18 protein-coding genes, 1 other RNA gene and 1 pseudogene are annotated in these 20,118 nt (G+C 61.6%); 7 read left to right on the top strand and 13 right to left on the bottom strand.

Annotation, left to right across the window (positions count from 1 at the left end; all coding sequences use genetic code 11):
• Positions 1 to 956: 956 nt before the first annotated feature.
• The gene (locus V6F88_RS21350) at positions 957 to 1,433 is read right to left on the bottom strand and encodes an Lrp/AsnC family transcriptional regulator (protein ID WP_175134542.1); all 477 of its coding nucleotides are present in this window, start codon (positions 1,431 to 1,433) and stop codon (positions 957 to 959) included.
• Between the two features lie 156 nt (positions 1,434 to 1,589).
• On the opposite strand from V6F88_RS21350, the gene hppD reads away from it, so the two are divergent.
• Positions 1,590 to 2,702, top strand: a complete 1,113-nt coding sequence (gene hppD / locus V6F88_RS21355) for a 4-hydroxyphenylpyruvate dioxygenase (protein ID WP_046807628.1) — start codon at positions 1,590 to 1,592, stop codon at positions 2,700 to 2,702.
• Between the two features lie 114 nt (positions 2,703 to 2,816).
• Here the strand turns inward: hppD and msrA are convergent, their stop codons facing one another.
• The 3 genes from msrA to ilvD all read right to left on the bottom strand — a co-directional run bounded on the left by msrA (position 2,817) and on the right by ilvD (position 5,452).
• The gene (gene msrA / locus V6F88_RS21360) at positions 2,817 to 3,371 is read right to left on the bottom strand and encodes a peptide-methionine (S)-S-oxide reductase MsrA (protein WP_332612073.1); all 555 of its coding nucleotides are present in this window, start codon (positions 3,369 to 3,371) and stop codon (positions 2,817 to 2,819) included.
• A gap of 76 nt (positions 3,372 to 3,447) precedes the next feature.
• Entirely contained in the window at positions 3,448 to 3,783 is a 336-nt protein-coding gene (locus tag V6F88_RS21365) for a c-type cytochrome (RefSeq protein WP_332612074.1), read from the bottom strand.
• The gene (gene ilvD / locus V6F88_RS21370; RefSeq protein WP_332612076.1) at positions 3,767 to 5,452 is read right to left on the bottom strand and encodes a dihydroxy-acid dehydratase; all 1,686 of its coding nucleotides are present in this window, start codon (positions 5,450 to 5,452) and stop codon (positions 3,767 to 3,769) included. Before ilvD ends, V6F88_RS21365 begins: the two co-directional genes overlap by 17 nt.
• 132 nt (positions 5,453 to 5,584) lie before the next feature.
• Here ilvD and lgt point away from each other — a divergent pair, with 132 nt between their 5' ends.
• Entirely contained in the window at positions 5,585 to 6,373 is a 789-nt protein-coding gene (gene lgt / locus V6F88_RS21375) for a prolipoprotein diacylglyceryl transferase (RefSeq protein ID WP_046807624.1), read from the top strand.
• Here the strand turns inward: lgt and V6F88_RS21380 are convergent.
• From V6F88_RS21380 to V6F88_RS21395, 4 genes are all read right to left on the bottom strand, one after another.
• Positions 6,348 to 7,112 (bottom strand): SIMPL domain-containing protein, encoded by a 765-nt coding sequence (locus V6F88_RS21380; RefSeq protein WP_332612077.1) that lies wholly within the window; start codon positions 7,110 to 7,112, stop codon positions 6,348 to 6,350. The two genes, lgt and V6F88_RS21380, sit on opposite strands and share 26 nt — an antisense overlap.
• 92 nt (positions 7,113 to 7,204) lie before the next feature.
• Positions 7,205 to 7,389: non-coding RNA, 6S RNA (ssrS, locus tag V6F88_RS21385), on the bottom strand.
• A gap of 32 nt (positions 7,390 to 7,421) precedes the next feature.
• Positions 7,422 to 7,733: a cell division protein ZapA gene (locus V6F88_RS21390; RefSeq protein WP_006217444.1), complete on the bottom strand. Its 312-nt coding sequence runs from the start codon at positions 7,731 to 7,733 to the stop codon at positions 7,422 to 7,424.
• Positions 7,733 to 8,179: a hypothetical protein gene (locus V6F88_RS21395; protein ID WP_332612079.1), complete on the bottom strand. Its 447-nt coding sequence runs from the start codon at positions 8,177 to 8,179 to the stop codon at positions 7,733 to 7,735. Before V6F88_RS21395 ends, V6F88_RS21390 begins: the two co-directional genes overlap by 1 nt.
• Before the next feature lie 480 nt (positions 8,180 to 8,659).
• Between V6F88_RS21395 and V6F88_RS21400 the strand changes: the two genes are divergently transcribed.
• The 4 genes and pseudogenes from V6F88_RS21400 (at position 8,660) to V6F88_RS21415 (ending at position 13,394) form a co-directional block, all read left to right on the top strand.
• Positions 8,660 to 9,124, top strand: coding sequence for a tripartite tricarboxylate transporter TctB family protein (locus tag V6F88_RS21400; protein WP_314360825.1), 465 nt, complete (start codon positions 8,660 to 8,662; stop codon positions 9,122 to 9,124).
• A gap of 13 nt (positions 9,125 to 9,137) precedes the next feature.
• Positions 9,138 to 10,643 carry a tripartite tricarboxylate transporter permease gene (locus V6F88_RS21405; protein ID WP_104145126.1) on the top strand — a complete coding sequence of 502 codons (1,506 nt, stop codon included), beginning with the start codon at positions 9,138 to 9,140 and terminating at the stop codon, positions 10,641 to 10,643.
• Between the two features lie 182 nt (positions 10,644 to 10,825).
• Positions 10,826 to 12,430 (top strand): annotated as a pseudogene (locus V6F88_RS21410) (gamma-glutamyltransferase family protein).
• A gap of 58 nt (positions 12,431 to 12,488) precedes the next feature.
• Positions 12,489 to 13,394, top strand: coding sequence for an NAD(P)-dependent oxidoreductase (locus V6F88_RS21415; protein ID WP_332612084.1), 906 nt, complete (start codon positions 12,489 to 12,491; stop codon positions 13,392 to 13,394).
• 145 nt (positions 13,395 to 13,539) lie between these two features.
• Here the strand turns inward: V6F88_RS21415 and V6F88_RS21420 are convergent, their stop codons facing one another.
• Positions 13,540 to 14,169, bottom strand: coding sequence for an FMN-dependent NADH-azoreductase (locus V6F88_RS21420; RefSeq protein ID WP_332612086.1), 630 nt, complete (start codon positions 14,167 to 14,169; stop codon positions 13,540 to 13,542).
• Between the two features lie 198 nt (positions 14,170 to 14,367).
• Here V6F88_RS21420 and V6F88_RS21425 point away from each other — a divergent pair, with 198 nt between their 5' ends.
• Positions 14,368 to 15,303: a LysR family transcriptional regulator gene (locus tag V6F88_RS21425; RefSeq protein WP_332612087.1), complete on the top strand. Its 936-nt coding sequence runs from the start codon at positions 14,368 to 14,370 to the stop codon at positions 15,301 to 15,303.
• Here the strand turns inward: V6F88_RS21425 and V6F88_RS21430 are convergent.
• The 4 genes from V6F88_RS21430 to V6F88_RS21445 all read right to left on the bottom strand — a co-directional run bounded on the left by V6F88_RS21430 (position 15,297) and on the right by V6F88_RS21445 (position 20,091).
• Complete coding sequence (locus V6F88_RS21430) at positions 15,297 to 16,226, bottom strand: 2-hydroxyacid dehydrogenase (RefSeq protein ID WP_332612088.1); 930 nt, start codon at positions 16,224 to 16,226, stop codon at positions 15,297 to 15,299. The two genes, V6F88_RS21425 and V6F88_RS21430, sit on opposite strands and share 7 nt — an antisense overlap.
• 111 nt (positions 16,227 to 16,337) lie before the next feature.
• Entirely contained in the window at positions 16,338 to 17,867 is a 1,530-nt protein-coding gene (locus V6F88_RS21435; RefSeq protein WP_332612090.1) for a tripartite tricarboxylate transporter permease, read from the bottom strand.
• A gap of 6 nt (positions 17,868 to 17,873) precedes the next feature.
• Positions 17,874 to 18,302, bottom strand: coding sequence for a tripartite tricarboxylate transporter TctB family protein (locus tag V6F88_RS21440; RefSeq protein ID WP_332612598.1), 429 nt, complete (start codon positions 18,300 to 18,302; stop codon positions 17,874 to 17,876).
• A 286-nt stretch (positions 18,303 to 18,588) separates the two neighbouring features.
• Positions 18,589 to 20,091, bottom strand: a complete 1,503-nt coding sequence (locus V6F88_RS21445; RefSeq protein ID WP_332612599.1) for a sensor histidine kinase — start codon at positions 20,089 to 20,091, stop codon at positions 18,589 to 18,591.
• Between the last annotated feature and the right edge of the window lie 27 nt (positions 20,092 to 20,118).

Raw genomic sequence — 20,118 nt, forward strand, 5'->3', positions numbered from 1 at the left:
TTCACTTCTAGTGAGCACTTGATTTCATTGTGCTTGTGAGACAAGCCTAGGTTTAACCCCGGACCTGAATCACAGTGCATCGCATCAAGCGCCCACACTTATCGGTTGTTTAATTGTTAAAGAGCGGTACTGCAAATTCGGTACTACAAACTACTTACTGCTACCTGCTGATCCTGCCAGCGCTGCGCGGCTTTCGCCTTGCGTCGCTTGCTGTTTTCAGCAGCAGAGAGGCGAGATTATGAAGAAGTTTTTATCGCTTGTCAAGTCAGCTTCGTTCGCTTTCGCGCCACCGCTTTCTTGCCCGCGACCTCTTCAGGTCCGCTCTCTTTAGCAGCTATCGAAACATCAGAACCACCCATCCGGGTAAACCCTAAGTTTTCGGCAACTGCCAAGCCTGAAACTATAACACGACTTTTGCAGATTATGCAACCGGCTCTTGCCTAATTTGCATCCTATCTTGCAACCCGCCACCGGCTTTCGCTAGCGGCGACCCTGAAGACCAGAGGTCGGTTACTGCTCAGATGACTTGTGATATCGATCCGGGTAAACCCTTACTCTTCATCACCAGCCAAGCCCAAGACTATAGCACGATTTTTGCAGAAAGTGCAACTGGCTTTTGCCTGATTTGCACCGATCCTTGCAATCCCGCTTGGCGGCCATCACTGGCTACTTGGCGGCAGGCCGAAGCCCGTCGTACTGCTTGGCTTCGCGGTTCAAAGTGTCTGAACTGCGAAGGAGCGAGACTATAGCACGGAATTTTCAGGGCGCTGTCCAAGTTGACACCCATTTTGCAGAAAAGTGAACATTTAAAGGGACACACCCTGTTAACGGGCCGCTGACGCCGTCGTGCGGACCATAGGAAGGCCCTCGCAGCAGGCCGGGTCTTGCCCGCCCCTCTATGTCTATATAGAAAGCCTTCTGTATAGGGTCTATATATAGAGAGACCAACGCCACGCCTACAGACGCAGCTCTGTCGTTTCTTTGATTTGCTGAAGCGCAAAGAAGGACCGCATGTCGACAACTGCCGGGTGGCGCATCAGCGTGTCCATTGCGAAGCGGGAAAAATGCGCAAGATCGGCCACCTGAATTCGCAGAAGGTAATCCATGTCACCCGACATCGCATAGCATTCGACGACCTCTGGCCACAGTTGCACGTCGCGGGCGAAGTCACTCATTGGGGCATGGCTGGAACCGCTGTGTTTGTTCAGGCGGATATTCACATATGCCAACAGCCCCAAGCCCACCTTCTCGGCGTCGATCAAGGCTACGTACTTTTTAATGAAGCCTTTCTCTTCCAGCCGCCGGACCCGGCGCAGGCATGGGCTGGGGGATAGGGAAACCCGGTCCGCTAGTTCCTGATTGCTCAAGCGGCCGTCGCGTTGCAGCTCGGCCAGAATCCTTAGATCTGTCCTATCGAGCTCGATATCAGACATTTATTGCCCCATAAGTTTCCAATGCAGCAATATTATTGCCCAAGACCCGGGCTTCGAAGCCATGTTTGCAATTGTCTGCCCGTCGATCCTACCTACAATCTCCTTCTAGACTTGAAGGACAAGTCGTCCTGAAAAATGATGCAAGGGAGCAGACATATGAGCAGCGCATTCCAACCGTGGGACAACCCGATGGGCACCGCCGGGTTCGAGTTCATTGAGTACGCCGCGCCGGACCCCGCCGCGTTGCGCAAGGTGTTCGAGCTGCTGGGCTTCAAGGCAATTGCCAAGCACCGCCACAAGGATGTCACGCTGTATCGTCAGGGCGGCGTCAACTTTTTGATCAACGCCGAACCGGATTCGTTTGCACAACGTTTCGCACGGCTGCACGGACCGTCGATCTGTGCGATCGGGTTTCGCGTGCAAGACGCCAATGCCGCATACAAGCGCGCCTTAGAGCTGGGTGCGTGGGGCTTCGATTCGCACAGTGGTCCGATGGAACTGAACATCCCGGCCATCAAGGGCATTGGCGATTCGCTGATTTACCTGGTTGACCGCTGGACCGGCAAGGAAGGCCACGGTGGTATTGGCGACATCAGCATCTATGACGTGGACTTCGTGCCCGTCGACCCAGACAATGCACAGGCCGACCTGAACCATCGCGGTGCTGGCCTGACGCTTGTGGATCACCTGACACACAACGTCCACAAGGGCCGCATGGCCGAGTGGTCGGAGTTCTACGAGCGCCTGTTCAACTTCCGCGAAGTGCGCTACTTCGATATCGAAGGCAAGGTGACGGGCGTGAAGTCGAAGGCCATGACTTCGCCTTGCGGCAACATCCGCATTCCGATCAACGAAGAAGGCACGGAAGAAAAAGGACAGATCCAGGAGTATCTGGACCTGTACCGTGGCGAAGGCATCCAGCATATCGCGATGGCTACGGATGACATCTACAGCACTATTGAGGCGCTGCGCGAGTCGGGCGTCGTGTTTCTGGACACGCCGGAAACGTATTACGAGCTGCTGGACCGCCGCCTGCCCAACCACGGTGAAGACGTTGCACGCCTGCAGAAAAACCGCATCTTGTTGGACGGCGCACCGGGTGGTGGCCTGTTGCTGCAGATCTTCACGGAAAACCAGATCGGGCCGATCTTCTTTGAGATCATTCAGCGCAAGGGCAACGACGGTTTCGGCGAAGGCAATTTCAAGGCTTTGTTCGAATCGATCGAGCTGGACCAGATGCGTCGCGGCGTTGTAAAGAACGTCGAGTAATCACTTCCCCTGCCAGCGCGCAGTGCCCACGCATCGGCGCTGGCTTTGAAGCCTCACCAAATGGTGGGGTTTTTTTTTGCCCGCGGCACACGCGAGGGCATCGCGAAGATGGACTCAGCGCTTCAGGCGATCCTGGAATTGCTTACGGAACTTCGCGACCTTGGGCGCGATCACAAACTGGCAATAGCCTTGTTCGGGATGCAAAGCAAAGTAATTGCTGTGGTAGTCCTCGGCTTGCCAGAACCGCGCGGGCGGTAGCAGTTTGGTGACGATGGGCGCGTCATACACCTGCTGCGCCTCGACCTCGGCCATGACGGCCTCGGCCTGCTCGCGCTGCGATTCGTTCTGCCAGAAGATGGCCGACTCGTACTGCGGGCCAATGTCATTGCCCTGGCGCCCCGGCGTAGTGGGATCGTGGGTAGCGAAAAACACACGTAGCAAATCGCTGAACGACAATTCCGACGGGTCGAACTCAATTCGGGCCACTTCGATATGCCCGGTGTCTTTGCCGCATACCTGTTCATAGCTCGGGTTGTCGACATGCCCGCCGCTGTAGCCGGGCAAGACGCTTTTGACCCCACGCAGATCGACGAAGACCGCTTCGACGCACCAGAAGCAGCCGCCGCCAAGGACGGCGACCTCGTTGCCGGGGGAAGGTTGTTCTGCCATGACAATTCCTCTCTTATAGGCGACCTCATTGCGGGCCGCGCCCCCGCGCATCGTGCGCGGGACGTAAAGATTAAGACTACTGCTTGGCGGGCGCCAGCGACAATATCCATTCGGCCAGCAGGCGGGCGTCTTCCTGGCTGACATGCGTTTGGGCAGGCATGGGAACCGCGCCCCACGCGCCACGACCACCACCACGAATCTTGCCGGCCAGGTAATCCACCATGGCCTCGCCCTGCCCCGCATAACGTTCCGCCACGCTCTTCAAGGGTGGCCCCACGCGTTTGGCTTCTACCTGATGGCAAGCCATACAGGCCTTGCTTTTGGCCAAATCCAGGCCGGTGGTTTGTGCCTGGACCGCGCCTGCGCTCAACACGCAGGCCGCAGCCGCCCACAGACTAATCTTCAAATGCATCGGTAACTGCCCCACGGCTCGCGGTGCTGGCGAGCTTGCCAAATTTGGCAAGCACACCGCGTGTATAACGCGGCTTGGGCTGGACCCAGGCCTGGCGACGAGCCGCCAAGTCTTCGTCGCTGATGTTCAGCTGCAGCAACAGCTTGTGGGCATCGATGGTAACCGAATCGCCTTCCTGGATCAGGGCGATCGGGCCACCAACGAAGGCTTCAGGCGCGACGTGGCCAACGACCATTCCCCACGTGCCGCCGGAAAAACGGCCATCGGTGATCAGCCCAACCGTTTCGCCCAGGCCCTGCCCCACCAGCGCGGACGTAGGCGCCAGCATTTCGCGCATGCCGGGCCCGCCCTTGGGACCCTCATAACGGATGACAACGACGTCACCGTCCTTGATCTGCCGCGCCATGATGGCCGTCATCGCGTCATCCTCGGAATCGAAGACGCGCGCCGGGCCGGTCATGACTGGATTCTTCAGCCCCGTGATCTTGGCCACGCAGCCTTCCGGCGACAAATTTCCCTTCAGAATCGCCAAATGCCCCTGCGGATACAGCGCGCGGTCCAGCGGCATGATGACGTCCTGATCCGTGCGCGGCGCATCCGGCACATCCGCCAGCGTCTCTGCGATGGTCTTGCCTGTGATGGTGATGCAGTCGCCATGCAAGAGGCCGGCATTCAGCAGCAGCTTCATCACCTGCGGGATGCCGCCCGCGCGGTGCAGATCGGTGGCGACGTATTTGCCCGACGGCTTCAAATCACACAGAACCGGCACACGCTTGCGGATGCGTTCGAAGTCGTCGATGGTCCACGGCACCTCGGCGGCATGAGCGATAGCCAGGAAGTGCAACACGGCATTCGTGGAACCGCCCGTGGCCATAATGACGGACACGGCGTTTTCAATGGACTCGCGCGTAATGATGTCGCGCGGTCGCAGATTGCGTCGCACCGCATCGACCAGCACACGGGCCGACTCGGCAGCCGACACGACTTTCTCGTCGTCCTCGTTGGCCATCGTGCTGGAATACGGAAGGCTCATGCCCATGGCTTCGAAGGCGGAGCTCATGGTGTTGGCGGTGTACATGCCGCCACAGGAACCCGAGCCCGGTATCGCGCATTTTTCGATCTGCTTGAAATCGGCTTCTGGCATGCGCCCCATGGTGTATTCGCCCACGGCCTCGAACACCGACACGATGGTCAGGTCGTTGCCTTTGTGATGGCCGGGCTTGATGGTGCCGCCATAGATGTAGATGCCGGGCACGTTGGTGCGCGCCAGGGCAATCATGCCACCGGGCATGTTCTTGTCACAGCCGCCGATGACCACCACGCCGTCCATCCATTGGCCTTGCGCTGCGGTCTCGATACAGTCGGCGATGACCTCGCGCGACACCAGTGAATACTTCATGCCCTCCGTACCCATCGACATGCCGTCCGAGATGGTGGGCGTGCCGAACACCTGGGGATTCGCGCTGGATGCACGGATTGCATCGATGGCCGCGTCCGCCAACCTTTGCAGCCCGCTGTTGCACGGCGTGATCGTGGAATGGCCGTTGGCCACGCCGATCATGGGGTTGTCGAAGTCGGCTTCTTTGTAGCCCAGCGCGTAATACATGGCGCGGTTGGGCGCGCGCGCGACGCCGTGGGTGATGTGGCGGGAACGTTCATTGTTCGGCATGGTCTGTCTCTCCTGTCGGCCGTCGGGGTGCGGACATGGCGAACGCGCCCGGGAAGCTGGCTCGCTTGCATGCGTGCGAATCTTCAGTGCTCGCCGGTTATTATCATTCAACTTTATTGTGTCGGGCAGAACATGCTGCAATATCCAAAATTCGACCCCGTAGCCTTGCAGATCGGGCCGCTGGCCATTCATTGGTACGGGCTGATGTACCTGGCGGGTTTCGCCCTGGTGTATGTGCTTGGGCGTCGGCGCATTACAAGCGGCCACACCACGTCGCTGAACATGCGCGATCTTGAAGACCTGATTTTTTACAGCGTGCTGGGCGTGGTGCTGGGTGGCCGGCTGGGCTACGTGCTGTTCTACAAGCCTGCGTACTATCTGGCGCACCCGCTGGAAGTGGCCTATCTATGGCAGGGCGGCATGTCGTTTCACGGCGGGCTGATCGGCGTGATCGTCGTCATGCTGTTGTTCGCCCGCAAGAAGAAGCTGCCGTTTTTCGCCATCAGTGATTTCATCGCGCCGCTGATCCCGCTGGGCCTGGGTTTTGGCCGACTGGGCAACTTCATCAATGGCGAACTTTGGGGTCGCCCGACCGATGTGCCGTGGGCCATGGTGTTCCCGGACAGCGGCGACGGGCTGGCACGCCATCCGTCCCAGCTGTATGAGCTGGGCCTGGAAGGCATCGTGCTGTTTGCGTTGCTGTGGTGGTTTTCCAGCAAGCCGCGGCCGCTGGGCCAAGTTAGCGGGCTGTTCCTGATGGGCTACGGAACGTTCCGCTTCCTAGTGGAATTCACCCGCGAGCCGGACAACTTCCTGGGCCTGCTCGCGGGGGGCTTGAGCATGGGACAGTGGCTGTCCGTGCCGATGGTCGCCTTGGGCGCCATCATGTTCACCCTTACTGCAAAACGATCGTCCCGTTAACGGCGACGCTGACCGTGACGTCTCCCGCTTCCAGCGGGACGTCCGGACTGAAGCCGCCGGATGCGTCTTTGGCCATGGCGGCCGCGCCCAGCATGCGCGGCATCGGCACCGGGCCGCCTGAGCCACCCAGTTCCAGCTTGGACAGGCGGTAGCCTGAAAATCCGAACGCGTTTGCCGCGGCCAGGGCACGGTCCTTGAACGCCTGCGCCGCTTCTTTCAGCAGCTTGCGCTCTTCGGCCTCGCGCGCTTCACGCGACAGCGAAAACGCGATGTTCGAGATGGCCGTCTTGTCCGACAGCTTGGAAGCCAACGCGGCCGCCGCGTCGAAGTCCTTGGACTCCAACACAACTTCGCCCTGCCCACGCCACGAACTGATCTTGCCCTTGCTGCTCGTGTTAGGCCACACGTTGAAACCGCCCGTGCGGACTTCAACACCCTTGGTGTCACGCGCGCGTTTGACGACGTCATCCAGGATGGCCGTCAGCTTCTTGCCGGCGGCCGGCTGATCGGGAGCATCGACTTCAGCCGTCAAGGAAATGCGGACGGTGTCCTGCTTGACTTCTGACGAGGCCGCGGCTTGCAGCGTCATTTCGGGAGAACGATTCGTGGACGCTTCCGTTGCGGCGGGCGCCACGGCGCCTTGCGCTTGCGCGTATGCCGGTTGCACGGCGGCGATGGCGGCCACGGCTGCGCACGCTGCGCCGAGTTTCGTCAGCGAAAAAACAGGGTGTTTGAACATGGACGGGTCCTAGGATAGAGGACAGAGGGGAATAACTTGGGGGATTTTTGGCACCCGACGCGGACCTGCGCTGTTGGCAGGCCCGCTGGGATAGATGCCCCGCCTGTGCCGTCAAGGCCGGCATCTCGAACCCTGAGGTTCAAGGTGGTCGCGTTCCGAAGAGCGTCGGGTTCGTCTACGAGAGACAATCACTCCAGCTCTGCACTCCCGCAACCAATATGCCAAAAGACATAGGTTCAGAGAATGTATGGCCTAGTCACGGACACGGCAGGGACAAACTGAAAATTCTTGAATACAGCTTTATGAACGTTAGAGCAGTTTTTCCTGACCCGACAAGGCGTCATCGAGTACTGCGTTCATGTCCTCAATTCTACGCTTGAAGTCGCCAACCGCCAAACCCCCTAGCGGACCATCGGGCGCCTTCATCGCAAGCAGCTCGCCGGCCACCTGCAATGCGGCCATGACAGCAATGCGTTCGTTGCTGGAAATCTTGCCGGTTCCCTGGATACGAAGCATCAACTGGTCGACATGGCGCACGGCGGCCATCAACGTGGGCTTCTCTTCCGCGGAGCAAGCCAGCGAATAGTCGCGTCCTAATATGGTTACGTCTACGCGTTCCATCAGTGTTGCTCTCCAGACGGTGCGCCCGGCAGGCGGGCCAGCACGGCGTCAATGCGCTCGCGGGCCGAAGCGGCGGCCACGCGCAAGCGCTGTAGTTCGTTGTCGCGAGATTGCAAGGTGCCTTGCAGTTCAGATTCGCGGGCGGCGAAGCGCGACTCAAGCGCTTGGCGTTCGGCGGATTCGCGGGCAAGCTGTTCGCGCAAGGCAACTTCGGCCTGCTGGGCTTGCTCGAGCATCGCGGTGACGGCGCCGTCGTGATCCTGAAGCTTGGATTTCAACGTGACGATGTCGGCCTCGCGCTCGGCGGCGCGCTGCTTCAGCACACGCTGCTCAGCTTCGAAGTCGTTCAAGCGTAGGCGCAACGCATCACGCTCTGCGTGGAGTTGGCGGGTGCGTTGCACCAATTGCCCGATTCGGGCGGCGAGTTGGTCTAGATCTTGCAGCATGGGCGCTATCGTAAACCATCCTGAGGTAGACCGGGCCTCTTCACGCAAGGTGAGAAACCCGGCAATATTCGGTAGGAATTACGGTTGTGATGTCGGCGGCGCGAGGCTAACCGATTCCGGCCCCAGAAGAAAAGTCCCCCTCCTCCAAAATCCCCGCATCCGGCCGATCCGGCTTTCGCATTTCTTTCTATAAACTTTCACTTAGCTTTCAAAAAGCGCTCAATCTTCCCGCGCCGTTACATCTGGGGGTCGGGAGTACCCGAATTCTAGGGAAAACCCCAGCCTTTCACGGACCTTACAGGGTTTGCAGCGTGGCAGGCGTCCATTACCATTCGCCCTTTCAAGAAACCACGCCGTCGCTTTCAGAATAACTAATGGCACCCTGAAGTGCCTTTTTTGTGCCTGTCACTCGCCTTTCGGCGAGTCCCCTCCGGCTACAAACTTTTTTATCTACATGCTGTAAACAGGAGCCAACCAATCATGCAGCTACGCAATCGACAGGACTTCTGGTCTGGGGTGATGTTCATCGCCCTTGGACTGGGATTCGCCTGGCAGGCCAGCAGCTACCAAATGGGTACTGCTGCCCGAATGGGCCCAGGGTACTTTCCTTTCTGGCTAGGCATTGTTCTGGCTTTGCTGGGCGCCATCGTGCTGCTTGGCTCGCTTTCCAAGAAAGCGCACGAAACGCACATCGACAAGTTCGACTGGCGCATCGTTTTTCTCGTCGTGGGTTCGGTCGTCTTGTACGGCTTCATCCTGAAGCCGCTGGGCATCTACCTTTCGGTATTCATCCTGGTTGTCGTAAGCAGCCTGGCCAGCCATGAGTTCAGCTTGAAGGTCGCCGTCGCCAACGCGATCTTCCTGGTGGTGTTCTCGTATCTGGCATTCGTCAAGGGGCTGGGGCTGATCTTCCCGCTGTGGCCGTCCTTTCTGGGCATGAACTAAGGAGCAACCGGTCATGGAATTGTTTGACAACCTGATGTTGGGCTTCTCGGTGGCGTTCACGCCCGAGAACCTGGCCTATGCACTGCTGGGCTGCATTCTGGGCACGCTGATTGGCGTGTTGCCGGGTATTGGCCCGGTCCCGACCATCGCGATGCTGCTTCCGATCACGTATGTGTTGCCCCCGATTGCCGGCCTGATCATGCTCGCGGGCATCTATTACGGCGCGCAATACGGCGGTTCCACTACGGCAATTCTTGTGGCGCTGCCAGGGGAAACGTCCGCGGTGGTGACCGTGCTGGACGGTCACCAGATGGCCCGTAACGGCCGTGCCGGTGCCGCCTTGGCTATCGCCGCGCTGGGCTCGTTCTTTGCCGGTTGCGTGGCTACGCTGCTGCTGGCCGCGTTCGCGCCTCCGCTGGCTGAAGTGGCCTTCAAGTTCGGTCCCGCCGAGTACTTCTCGCTGATGTGCCTGGGTCTGGTCGGCGCCGTGGTGCTGGCTTCGGGCTCGCTGCCCAAGGCGATCTCGATGATCATCCTGGGCCTGCTGTTGGGCATGGTCGGCACCGACGTCAACTCGGGCGTTGCCCGCTTCGACTTCGGCATCCCCGAACTGCAAGACGGTATCGACTTCGCCATCGTGGCCATGGGTGTGTTCGGCTTTGCCGAAATCATGACCAACCTGGAGCAGAAGGAAAACCGCGTCGACATCACCGACAAGATCGGCTCGCTGTACCCGAACAAGCAGGAATTCAAGGAAGCCGCTCCCGCCGTGCTGCGCGGAACGGCCCTGGGTTCGGCCCTGGGTATCTTGCCTGGCGGTGGCGCCGTGCTGTCGTCCTTCGCTTCCTACACCCTGGAAAAGAAGATCTCGAAGAATCCGGAACGCTTCGGCAAGGGCCACCCGGCCGGCCTGGCGGGCCCGGAATCGGCGAACAACGCCGCGGCACAAACCTCGTTCATCCCGCTGCTGACGCTGGGTATCCCGGGTAATGCCGTGATGGCGCTGATGGTCGGCGCAATGACGATTCACAACATCCAGCCCGGCCCGCAAGTCATGACGAGCCACCCGGAGCTGTTCTGGGGCCTGATCGCCTCGATGTGGATCGGCAACCTGATGCTGGTGGTGCTGAACCTGCCGCTGATCGGCCTGTGGGTCAAGCTGCTGAAGGTGCCCTACCGCATCCTGTTCCCGGCAATTCTGGTGTTCTGCACGATCGGTGTGTATTCGTTGAACTACAACTCGTTCGACATCTTCACAACGGCCATCTTCGGTGTCATCGGCTACGTGTGGTCGAAGCTCAAGTGCGAAGGCGCACCGCTGCTGCTGGGCCTGGTTCTGGGTCCCATGATGGAAGAGAACTTCCGCCGTGCATTGCTGCTGTCGCGTGGCGATTTCAGCACCTTCGTGACGCGTCCGCTGTCGGCATCGCTGCTGGCCGTGGCCGCCTTCCTGGTGATCCTGGTGGCCCTGCCCGCCATCCGCAAGAAGCGCGAAGAGACCTTCGTCGAAGAAGAGTAAGACGCGAATCCGCCGCCTTGGGCGGCGGTGCCGGAGCTATCCAAACCCCTGGGCTTGCCCCAGGGGTTTTTTCATTGGCCCACCCGGCAAGAAAGCTGCCAAAGACTACGCCGGACTACGGGCGGCCGGATACGGACAGCCGCTACGGTAAAGTACGGGTTTACCCCACGCGATGATTCGGCATGAATTTCGACTGGAACAACCCGTACCGCACCACCCGCATTCCCGTTTTCGCTCGCAACGTTGTCGCCACGTCGCAGCCGCTGGCGGCGCAGGCGGGCTTGCGCATCCTGGCCCAGGGCGGCAACGCCGTTGACGCGGCCATCGCCACCGCCGCGACCCTCACGCTGACCGAACCGGTCAGCAACGGCCTGGGTTCCGACTGCTTCGCCGTCATCTGGGACGGCGCAAAGCTTCATGGCCTGAATGCCTCCGGCCCCGCCCCAAACTCCTGGAACCTGGATTATTTCCGGCGCAAGCACCAAGGGGCGATTCCCATGCGCGGCTGGGACAGTGTCACCGTGCCCGGATCGGTGGCCGGCTGGGCCGCACTGCATGAAAAGTTGGGCAGCCTGCCGTTCACCGAGGTACTGGGGCCCGCCATCGAATACGCCGAGCGCGGTTACGCCGTGTCCCCCATGGTGCATGAAAAATGGGCGGCGCAAGCCGACCTTCTGCAACCCCAGCCGGGGTTTGCCGACCATTTCCTGCCGCGCGGCCGGGTTCCCCACGTCGGCGAACATTTCGTGTTGGCGGGCGCCGCCGCCACCCTCAAGCGCATTGCCGCAACGGGCTGACGCGATTTCTACGACGGCGAAACCGCCCACAAGCTGGTAGCGCACGCGCAGGCGCATGACGCGGCGCTGACCTTGGCGGACCTGCGCGACTACTCCCCCGAATGGGTTGCGCCCATCAGCCAGCCTTACCGCGGCCACACGCTGCACCAGATTCCACCCAACGGCCAGGGCATCGCGGCGCTGATCGCGCTGGGTATCCTGCAGAACTTTGACCTGGCCGCCCGCCCCGTCGATCATCCCGAGACCCAGCATCTGCTGATCGAAGCCATGAAGCTGGCGTTTGCCGACGTCTATGCCCACGTTGCCGACTCGCGCCATATGCGCATGACGCCCGAACAGATGCTGCGGCCCGATTACCTGGCTGAACGCGCACGCCTGGTCAATCGAAACGCGGCGCAGGATTTCCTGTCAGGCCATGCACCTCAAGGCGGCACGGTGTACCTGACCACCGCCGACAAGAGCGGCATGATGGTCAGCTTCATTCAATCGAACTACATGGGCTTCGGCTCTGGAGTAGTGGTGCCGGGCACCGGGGTCAGCCTGCAAAATCGCGGACATTGCTTCAGCACCCGCCCCGAGCACCCGAACGTGGTGGCCGGCGGCAAGCGGCCGTTTCACACGATTATTCCGGCGTTCCTGATGCGGGACGGCGCACCCGTAATGAGCTTTGGCGTCATGGGCGGCAACATGCAGCCGCAGGGACAGGTGCAGACGCTGGTGCGCATGCTGGACTACGGTCAGCAGCCGCAAGCCGCCTGCGACGCACCACGCTGGAAGTGGAGCCACGGGCTGACCATTGACGCCGAACCCACTCTGTCGACCGCGGTGGCGCAGGGCCTGCGCGCGCGCGGCCACGTGCTGGAAAGCGTGGACGATCCTTACATGGACTTCGGATCCGGTCAGTTCATCTGGCGGCTGGGGGATCCGGCCGTTGATGGCTATGTCAGCGCCAGCGATAGCCGACGCGATGGGCTCGCCGCCGGCTTTTGATTGCGTTAAGGTTAGTGTCCTCGGACAGACCTTACTCACATAGAGCGGAGTTTCCTGCATGGCAACGATCGGTACCAAGAGCTACGACGCGGTCGTAGCCCAGAAAGTCGCTTTCCTCGGCCTGGGCGTCATGGGTCTGCCCATGGCCGGCCACCTGGCCCGCGCGGGCCACGACGTGACGGTGTACAACCGCACGCCCGCCAAGGCGCAAGCCTGGGCCGCTGAATTCGGCGGCGGCCACGCGGCCACGCCGCGTGAAGCGGTGGCCGGCGCACAAATCGTGTTTGCCTGCGTGGGCAATGACGACGACCTGCGCAGTGTGGTCCTGGGGCCCGACGGCGCCTTTGCGGGCATGGCCCCAGGCGCAGTCTTCGTGGACCACACCACCGCGTCGGCGGACGTTGCCCGCGAGCTCTATGCCCAGACCAAGGATCTGGGCCTGAACTTCGTGGACGCGCCCGTCTCAGGCGGCCAGGCCGGCGCCGTGAACGGCGTTCTGACCATCATGTGCGGTGGCGAAGCGGCGGTGTTCGACGCCATCAAGCCGGTCGCGCAGAGCTTCGGCCGCGCGGTCACGTTGGTCGGCCCCCCGGGCTCTGGCCAATTGGCCAAGATGGTCAACCAGATCTGCATTGCGGGCATCGTTCAGGGCCTGTCGGAAGCGGTGGCGTTTGGCCAGGCCGCCGATCTGGACATGAAGCTGGTGCTGGACGTGATCAGCAAAGGCGCTGCGCAAAGTTGGCAGATGGAGAACCGGGGCGGCACCATGGTCGACGACAAATTCGAATTCGGATTTGCGGTCGACTGGATGCGCAAGGACCTGGGCTTGGTACTGGCCGAGGCCCGCAACAACGGCGCCCGTGTGCCGGTGACGGCGTTGGTGGACCAATTTTATGGCGACGTCCAGAAGATGGGCGGGGGCCGTTGGGATACTTCCAGCCTGGTGAAGCGCCTGCGCGATTAAGCGCAGCGCGGGCAACGTCGCCGTAACGGGGCGACAAAAAAGGCGAGCCGAATGGCTCGCCTTTTTGTTTCTTCATCACGGCATCACGACTTCACGATTTCACGACTTCACGAATCGCGCACACGTGGCTGCCTGCATCCAGCGATCAGGCTGCCAGGCCCGCCGGCACCGCGTCCAGGACCAGTGCATCGATGCGCTGCTTGGCCAGGGTCACCCCTTCCAAGGCTGCCACTTCGCCCATCGCCATGCCTTCGGCCGCGATGAACGTCACGGAATCCATGCCCAGAAAACCCAGCATCTGGCGCAGGTAAGGCGTCATCGTGTCGGACGGCGTGCCTTCGGCCTTGCCGCCTCGTGCCGTCAACACGAACACCTGCTTACCCTTGACGAGGCCTTCCGGCACGCCTTCGGGCGTATAACGGAACGTGACGCCGGCGCGGGCCAGGTAGTCCAGGTAGCTCTTGAACTGCGCCGGCAAGTTGAAGTTGTACACGGGCACGGCGAACACGATGCGGTCGGCTTCCATCAGCTCCGCGACCAGCGAATCGCTCAACTCAACGATGCGTTGCTGCTCCACGCTGCGGGCATCGGCGGGGGTGAACAGCGCGCCCGCCGTGTTGCCGTCAAAGTAAGGAATGGGCTGTGCGCCGATGTCGCGGATCTTCACGCTGGCGGCCGGGTTGGTTGCCTTGAGGCGTGCGATCAGGTGGTCGGCCAATTCCTTGCTGTGCGAACGGTTGCCAAGAATCGAGGAAAGAATAACAAGGGTCTTCATAGCGAATTTCTCCAGTGGACCCGCCTGGGGCGGGCGTCGGAATCTGTCAGCGCCACGTCCGGTTCAAAGGGAAGTCCGGACTGGGCTGGGCGCCGGGTGGCGGTGGCAGATCCCGAATGCATGGCGTCACTGTAGACCGGTTCATTATTCGCATAAACCGGGATATGATGAACTGTTCGTTCCAGGAATAGAACAATCATGCAAGATCTAAACGACCTTTATTATTTCTCCCAAGTCGTTGAGCAAGGCGGCTTCAGCGCTGCCGCCCGCGCTCTGGACATCCCCAAATCCCGCCTTTCCAGGCGGATTTCGCATTTGGAGGAAAGCTTGGGGGTACGCCTGCTGCAACGCACGACGCGGCGCCTGCGGCTGACGTCCGCCGGGGAACGGTATCTGCACTACTGCCGTGAAATGGCGGCGTCCGCGCGCGCCGCTGACGATGCCATGCGCCAACTGCAATCGGAACCAGCCGGCCCCGTCATCGTGAGTTGCCCGGTATCGATTGCCCAGGATGTGCTAGCGCCGCTGTTGCCCGAATTCCTGGATGCGTGGCCGGCGATTTCCGTGCAGTTGCTGGTAACCAACCGGCGGGTTGATTTGATACGCGAAGGCGTGGACCTGGCGCTGCGTGTGCGAACCAAGCTGGACACCGACGCCGAGCTGGTCGTGCGCCATCTAGGCACGGCCCGCGGCACGCTGGTTGCCAGCCCGGGCTACTTGCAGCGCCGGGGCAGCCCGGACACGCCGCAAGACCTGGCCTCGCACACCACGTTAAGCTTTTCCGACCCACAGAACGAAGTGCGATGGCCGCTGCGCAATGACAAGGGGGAAGAAGTGCAGATCGAGCTGAAGCCGCAGCTATCGTGCAACGACTTCATCGTGCTGACCGAAGCGGCCGTGCGCGGACGTGGCATTGCGCTCTTGCCGTCGATCGCCACGCAAGAGCAGCTGCGCCGTGGCCAGTTGGTGCCGGTGCTGCCGCAATGGCAATCGCCGGAAGGCATCGTGCATTGCATTTATCCATCGCGGCGGGGCATGATGCCCGCCGTGCGGACGCTGTTGGATTTTTTGTCGCAACGCCTGCCGTCGATGTACCAGCGGCTGGAAAAAGCCGTGGCGCCCGCAGCTCAGTAGCCGCGCGTGCGTTCGACCACGCCGGTGATCGCTTCGCCGCGCATCAGTTGAGCGACCTTGCCTGCAATCTGCTCGATGCTTTCGTCGCGCAGCGTACGGGCCGCGATGTGCGGCGTGACGTGCACGCGCGGGTCGCGCCAGAAGGGATGATCGCGCGGCAGCGGCTCGGTGTGAAATACGTCCAGCGTCGCGCCGGCGATCTCGCCTTCTTCAAGCATCTGCACCAGGTCGTCTTCAACCAGATGCTCGCCACGGCCGACGTTGACCAGATGCGCCTCGGGCAGCAATTGCGACAGCGTGTCGCGATTGAGGATGCCGCGCGTGTCGGGCGTCAGCGGCAACACATTGACCAAAAAGCGTGTGCGAGCCAGAAATGCCGGCAGCGCGGCTTCGCCGGCAAACGACTCGACGCCGGGAATATCGCGCGGCGACCGTGACCAGCCCGCCACCGGGTAGCCAAATTCCGCCAGGGTTTGCGCCACGCGCGCGCCCACCTGCCCCAGCCCCAACACCCCCACGGGCCAATCCGACTGTGAGGTGCCTTCACGCGTATCCCAATGCTGGCGCGCCTGTGCTTCGTCAAATGCCTGGAAGTCTCGCGACACGCGCAGCAACGCGTACAACGCATATTCGGCCATCTGCACCGACATGCCGGCATCTTCCAGGCGCACGATACGAACGTGCTCGGGAATCTCGGGCATCTTCAACAAGGCGTCTACGCCCGCCCCCAGATTGAACAGCGTCGTGATGCGCGTTTCGTGCTTGAAAAGCTCTGCCGGAGGACGCCAGACCAACGCCACTTCGGCGCCTGACGGCGGGCCGTCGGGATTCCAGACCGAGATGCGGCACCCGGGCATCGCGGCTTCCAAGGGCGGCACCCAGACGTCGGGATCGTGGTGGGGGCAAGCGAAAAGAATATGCATGTTGGCGGCTCTGCAAGGCGTATCGGAAACCGCAAGCATGCAGGATGGCGCCACACAAATCAAACGGCCCGGCATGAAGCCGGGCCGTCGCCGTACTGACGTAAGCGCCGCTTAAACCGTTTGCGGCACTTCCGGTTTGGTCTTGTCCTTGCCCTTTCCACGGCGCGCGAACGCCCACACTTGCAGCAAGATCAGCAAGGCGCTGGCGCCGATGAACCACGCGCTGATCGGGCGTTGCACGAACACCATCAGATCCCCACGCGACAACAGCAGAGCGCGGCGGAAATTCTCTTCCACCATGGGGCCCAGCACAAAACCCAGCAGAATGGGCGCCACCGAGAATTCCAGCGTCATCAAGATCGCGCCGATCACGCCGAAGGCCAGCACTTCCCAAATCTGGAAGAGGCTGTTCTGCGTGCTGAACACGCCCACCGCAATGAAGAACAGCGCGGACGGGAACAGATAGCGATACGGCACTTGCAGCAGCTTGACCCACACGCCGATCAGCGGCACGTTCAGCACCATCAGCAGCACGTTACCCACCCAGAAGCTGGCAATCAGGCCCCAGAAAATGTCCGGATGCTCGGTGATCAGCTGCGGACCCGGCTGGATGCCCTGGATCAGCAAGGCGCCCAGAATCAGCGCCATCACCGCGTCGCCGGGAATGCCCAGGCTCATCGTGGGAATGAAGTCGACCTGCGTCTTTGAGTGCGACGACGCTTCCGGCGACGCCACGCCGGCGATCATGCCGGTGCCGAACTTTTCGGGCGTCTTCGAAATCTTGCGTTCCAGCGCGTAGGCGACGAAGGTCGTGATGGTGGGACCGGTGCCCGGCATGGCGCCGAACAGCGTGCCCACCGCGGTACCGCGGACCATCGGCCAGAAAGCCGTCTTCAATTCCTGCTTGGTCGGCCGCATGTCGCGGATGCGCAGCTTGGCGCCGCTGCCGATGATGGTCATGCGATTGACGCTCATCAGGAAGTCGGCCACCCCGAACAGGCCCATCGAAATCGCCACCAGTTCCAGGCCGTCGGACAAGTCCAGCAGGCCGAACGAGAAACGGATAGTGCCCGTGTTCACGTCGGTGCCGACCACGCCGCACATCAAGCCGAACAGCGTCATCGCCACGCCCTTCAATGGCGAGCCGCGCGACATCGTCGCACCGGCCAGCAAGCCCAGCAACATGATCGAGAAGATCTCGGTCGGGCCAAATTTGAAGGCCACTTCCACCAGCAAGGGCGACGCGAAGATCATGACGATGATGCCGACCGAGGCCGCGAAGAACGAACAGATCATCGTGATGCCCAGCGCGGTCCCTCCCTTGCCTTGCTTGGTCAAGGGATAGCCGTCAAGGCAGGTGACTGCATGCGGCGGGTGCGAAGGCAGGTTGAGCAGAATGGCACCGATGGCGCCACCATACTGCGAACCGTAGAAGATACCGGCCAGCATCAAAATGGCGGGCACCGGCTGCATGACGTAGGTCAACGGCAGCAGGATCGAAATGGCCGACAAGGCGCCCATGCCGGGCAGCACGCCGATCAGGTTTCCGACCAGCACGCCAAAGAACGACCACATCAGGTTGTGCCACTGGAACGCAACGCCGAAGCCGTACCAAAGGTCCATCAAAGACTGAGAGATCATGGCGCTTCAACCCCAACGAAACAGCGGCAGCTGCAATTGCAGCGCCCACCAGAAGACGACGACCGCGATCGCGGACATGGCAACCGACAGCAGAATTGCCTGCTTGATGGTGTTCTTGCGATCACCCAATGCCGAGATGAAGACGATGGCGAAGGTGGCGGGCAGCAGGCCGCCGTAGTGGCCCAGCAGCAAGAACGCCAGGATGCCGAGCAGGATGCAGGCACTGCCCCGCATGTCCGGCAAACCATGGGCGTGGCCGTCGCCCGGCGCGGGCGGCGTCGCGTCGCCCGAGCGCGCGGACATCGCGATCAGCACACCGGTCAGCGCCAGCAGGCCACCCAATGCGGCGGGGAAAAATCCGGGTCCCATGTGGCTAAGCGATCCGATGTGATAGTCGGTGCCGCCGTATATCGCCCCCAACCCGATCAGGACCATCAGCGCGCCGCCGTAGTAGTCCTTTCTGTTGATATTTTTTTGCACTTGCTTCCTCCTTCCGGTGCAGGACCGTGCCGGCCCTTGATGCGCCGCTCGACACGAGCCTCGCCCGGCCCTTTACAACGAACCGGAGCGCAGATTACGGAGGGAAGCTGCTAATTCGCTTTCTGTGCGCTGTCGCCTTCCTGAATTCGGGGGTTATCCCTGAGGATCGGCAGCACGAGAAAGGGGGAAACAAGAAAAAAATTTGAAAGGCGGCGGGGGAGTGCCCGCCCGGCCGCGAGGCTTATTGCTCGCCTTTCAGATCCACATCAAGCGGACGCGGATACTGCGAAACGGTCGGCGCCAACGGCAGCCACAACACCGATGCCAGTCCGACGCCGCCCTGTGCGTTGGGCTCGCCGTCTCGCAATTCGATGTCGCCATCGTTGCGGCGGGCATAGGCCCGCGCGATCGCCAGGCCCAGGCCGGACCCCGATGACGCCACCGGCTTGTCCGTGCCGACCCGTTCAAACCGCGCAAAGGCGCGGCTGCGCAGCACCGGGTCCAGGCCCGGGCCGTTGTCCGACACCGACACCTCGGCACGGCTATCCAGGCGGCTGACCGACACCGTGATGCGTGCGCCCACGGGCGCGTAATTGATGGCGTTGTGCACCAGGTTGGACAACGCTTCATGCAGCTCGGCTTCATTGCCCGACACCGGCGCGGACGTCTCCAGGCCTTCTTCGGAACCGGCCTGCACCCAGCCCAGGTCCTGCTGCTTTTCGTGTGCCAAGGGCAGGTATTGCAGCACCACTTCGCGCGACACCGCGTTCATGTCGAGCAGCTGGCGCGGCAGGGGTTCCGCCTGGTTGGCATGTGCCAGCGACAGCAACTGCTCGGTCAAGCGTCGGGTGCGACCCAGCTGGTCAACGATGGCGCGCAGCCCTTCGCGCGTGCGGGCGGGGTCGCGTTCGCGAAGCGCATATTGCGCCTGGGTCAACATGATGGCCAAGGGTGTGCGCAGCTGATGCGAGGCATCGGCCAGAAAATGCGATTGTTCGTCCAGCACGCGGCGGTATCGGGCGATATGGTGATTGACAGCGTCCACCAGCGGCGCCACTTCACTGGGTACGCGAGAGGCGTCCAGCGGTGTCAGGTCATCGGGCCGGCGGTTGCGGATGTCGGCACGCAAACGTCGCAAGGGCTTGAGCGCCCATGACACGCCCCACCACACCAGCACCACCACCAACGCCAACATGCGGGCGTCGCGCAGGATTTCCTGGCGACGCGCATTGTTCTCGGCTTCGATCCGCTTGCCCGTGCTTTCGGCCACCACCACCATTACTTGCCGATGCAAGCCCTGGTAGTACAGATCGCGCACCACCGCCACGACCCGGACCGGATCGTTGCGGTAGACACCGTCGTAGAAAATAGGTTGCCCGTTAGAGCGAGGCCAGCTTGGCGGCCGCGGCATTTCCGGCATGCCCAACAGGGTCTTGCCCTGCTCGGTAGGCACGGGCGAGCCATCGGGCACGGGCGGGTCCATCTGTTCGATGCGGAAGTACTTGCGCAGGCCGGCCCGGGATTCCAACATGACTTGCGCATACAGCGGCGTGGCCACTTGAAGATTGCCGTCGGGCGTGAATTCCAGGCTGCTTTCCAGCACGCGGGCCGGCTCGACCAGCGCGCTGTCATAGGCTTCGTTGGTAATTTCGGACAGCGTGCGGTAGTCGTTCAGGCTGTCGATGACCAGCAGCACCACCACGCCGGGCAGCAGCAAAATGATAAGCAGCGCGCGGATGCCCACGCGCGGCAACCCGGGGATCCGCAGGCT

Origin of the sequence: Achromobacter sp. ESBL13 (assembly GCF_036668755.1) — a bacterium.
Taxonomy (GTDB): domain Bacteria; phylum Pseudomonadota; class Gammaproteobacteria; order Burkholderiales; family Burkholderiaceae_B; genus Achromobacter.

Excerpts from the sequence above, each read along its gene's own strand:
- msrA (WP_332612073.1), bottom strand. The coding sequence starts at position 3,371 with ATGGCAGAACAACCTTCCCCCGGCAACGAGGTCGCCGTCCTTGGCGGC.
- V6F88_RS21350 (WP_175134542.1), bottom strand. The coding sequence starts at position 1,433 with ATGTCTGATATCGAGCTCGATAGGACAGATCTAAGGATTCTGGCCGAG.
- V6F88_RS21420 (WP_332612086.1), bottom strand. The coding sequence starts at position 14,169 with ATGAAGACCCTTGTTATTCTTTCCTCGATTCTTGGCAACCGTTCGCAC.
- V6F88_RS21415 (WP_332612084.1), top strand. The coding sequence starts at position 12,489 with ATGGCAACGATCGGTACCAAGAGCTACGACGCGGTCGTAGCCCAGAAA.
- V6F88_RS21430 (WP_332612088.1), bottom strand. The coding sequence starts at position 16,226 with ATGCATATTCTTTTCGCTTGCCCCCACCACGATCCCGACGTCTGGGTG.
- hppD (WP_046807628.1), top strand. The coding sequence starts at position 1,590 with ATGAGCAGCGCATTCCAACCGTGGGACAACCCGATGGGCACCGCCGGG.
- V6F88_RS21405 (WP_104145126.1), top strand. The coding sequence starts at position 9,138 with ATGGAATTGTTTGACAACCTGATGTTGGGCTTCTCGGTGGCGTTCACG.
- V6F88_RS21400 (WP_314360825.1), top strand. The coding sequence starts at position 8,660 with ATGCAGCTACGCAATCGACAGGACTTCTGGTCTGGGGTGATGTTCATC.
- V6F88_RS21440 (WP_332612598.1), bottom strand. The coding sequence starts at position 18,302 with ATGGTCCTGATCGGGTTGGGGGCGATATACGGCGGCACCGACTATCAC.
- V6F88_RS21395 (WP_332612079.1), bottom strand. The coding sequence starts at position 8,179 with ATGCTGCAAGATCTAGACCAACTCGCCGCCCGAATCGGGCAATTGGTG.
- V6F88_RS21390 (WP_006217444.1), bottom strand. The coding sequence starts at position 7,733 with ATGGAACGCGTAGACGTAACCATATTAGGACGCGACTATTCGCTGGCT.
- lgt (WP_046807624.1), top strand. The coding sequence starts at position 5,585 with ATGCTGCAATATCCAAAATTCGACCCCGTAGCCTTGCAGATCGGGCCG.
- V6F88_RS21425 (WP_332612087.1), top strand. The coding sequence starts at position 14,368 with ATGCAAGATCTAAACGACCTTTATTATTTCTCCCAAGTCGTTGAGCAA.
- V6F88_RS21365 (WP_332612074.1), bottom strand. The coding sequence starts at position 3,783 with ATGCATTTGAAGATTAGTCTGTGGGCGGCTGCGGCCTGCGTGTTGAGC.
- V6F88_RS21435 (WP_332612090.1), bottom strand. The coding sequence starts at position 17,867 with ATGATCTCTCAGTCTTTGATGGACCTTTGGTACGGCTTCGGCGTTGCG.
- V6F88_RS21380 (WP_332612077.1), bottom strand. The coding sequence starts at position 7,112 with ATGTTCAAACACCCTGTTTTTTCGCTGACGAAACTCGGCGCAGCGTGC.
- ilvD (WP_332612076.1), bottom strand. The coding sequence starts at position 5,452 with ATGCCGAACAATGAACGTTCCCGCCACATCACCCACGGCGTCGCGCGC.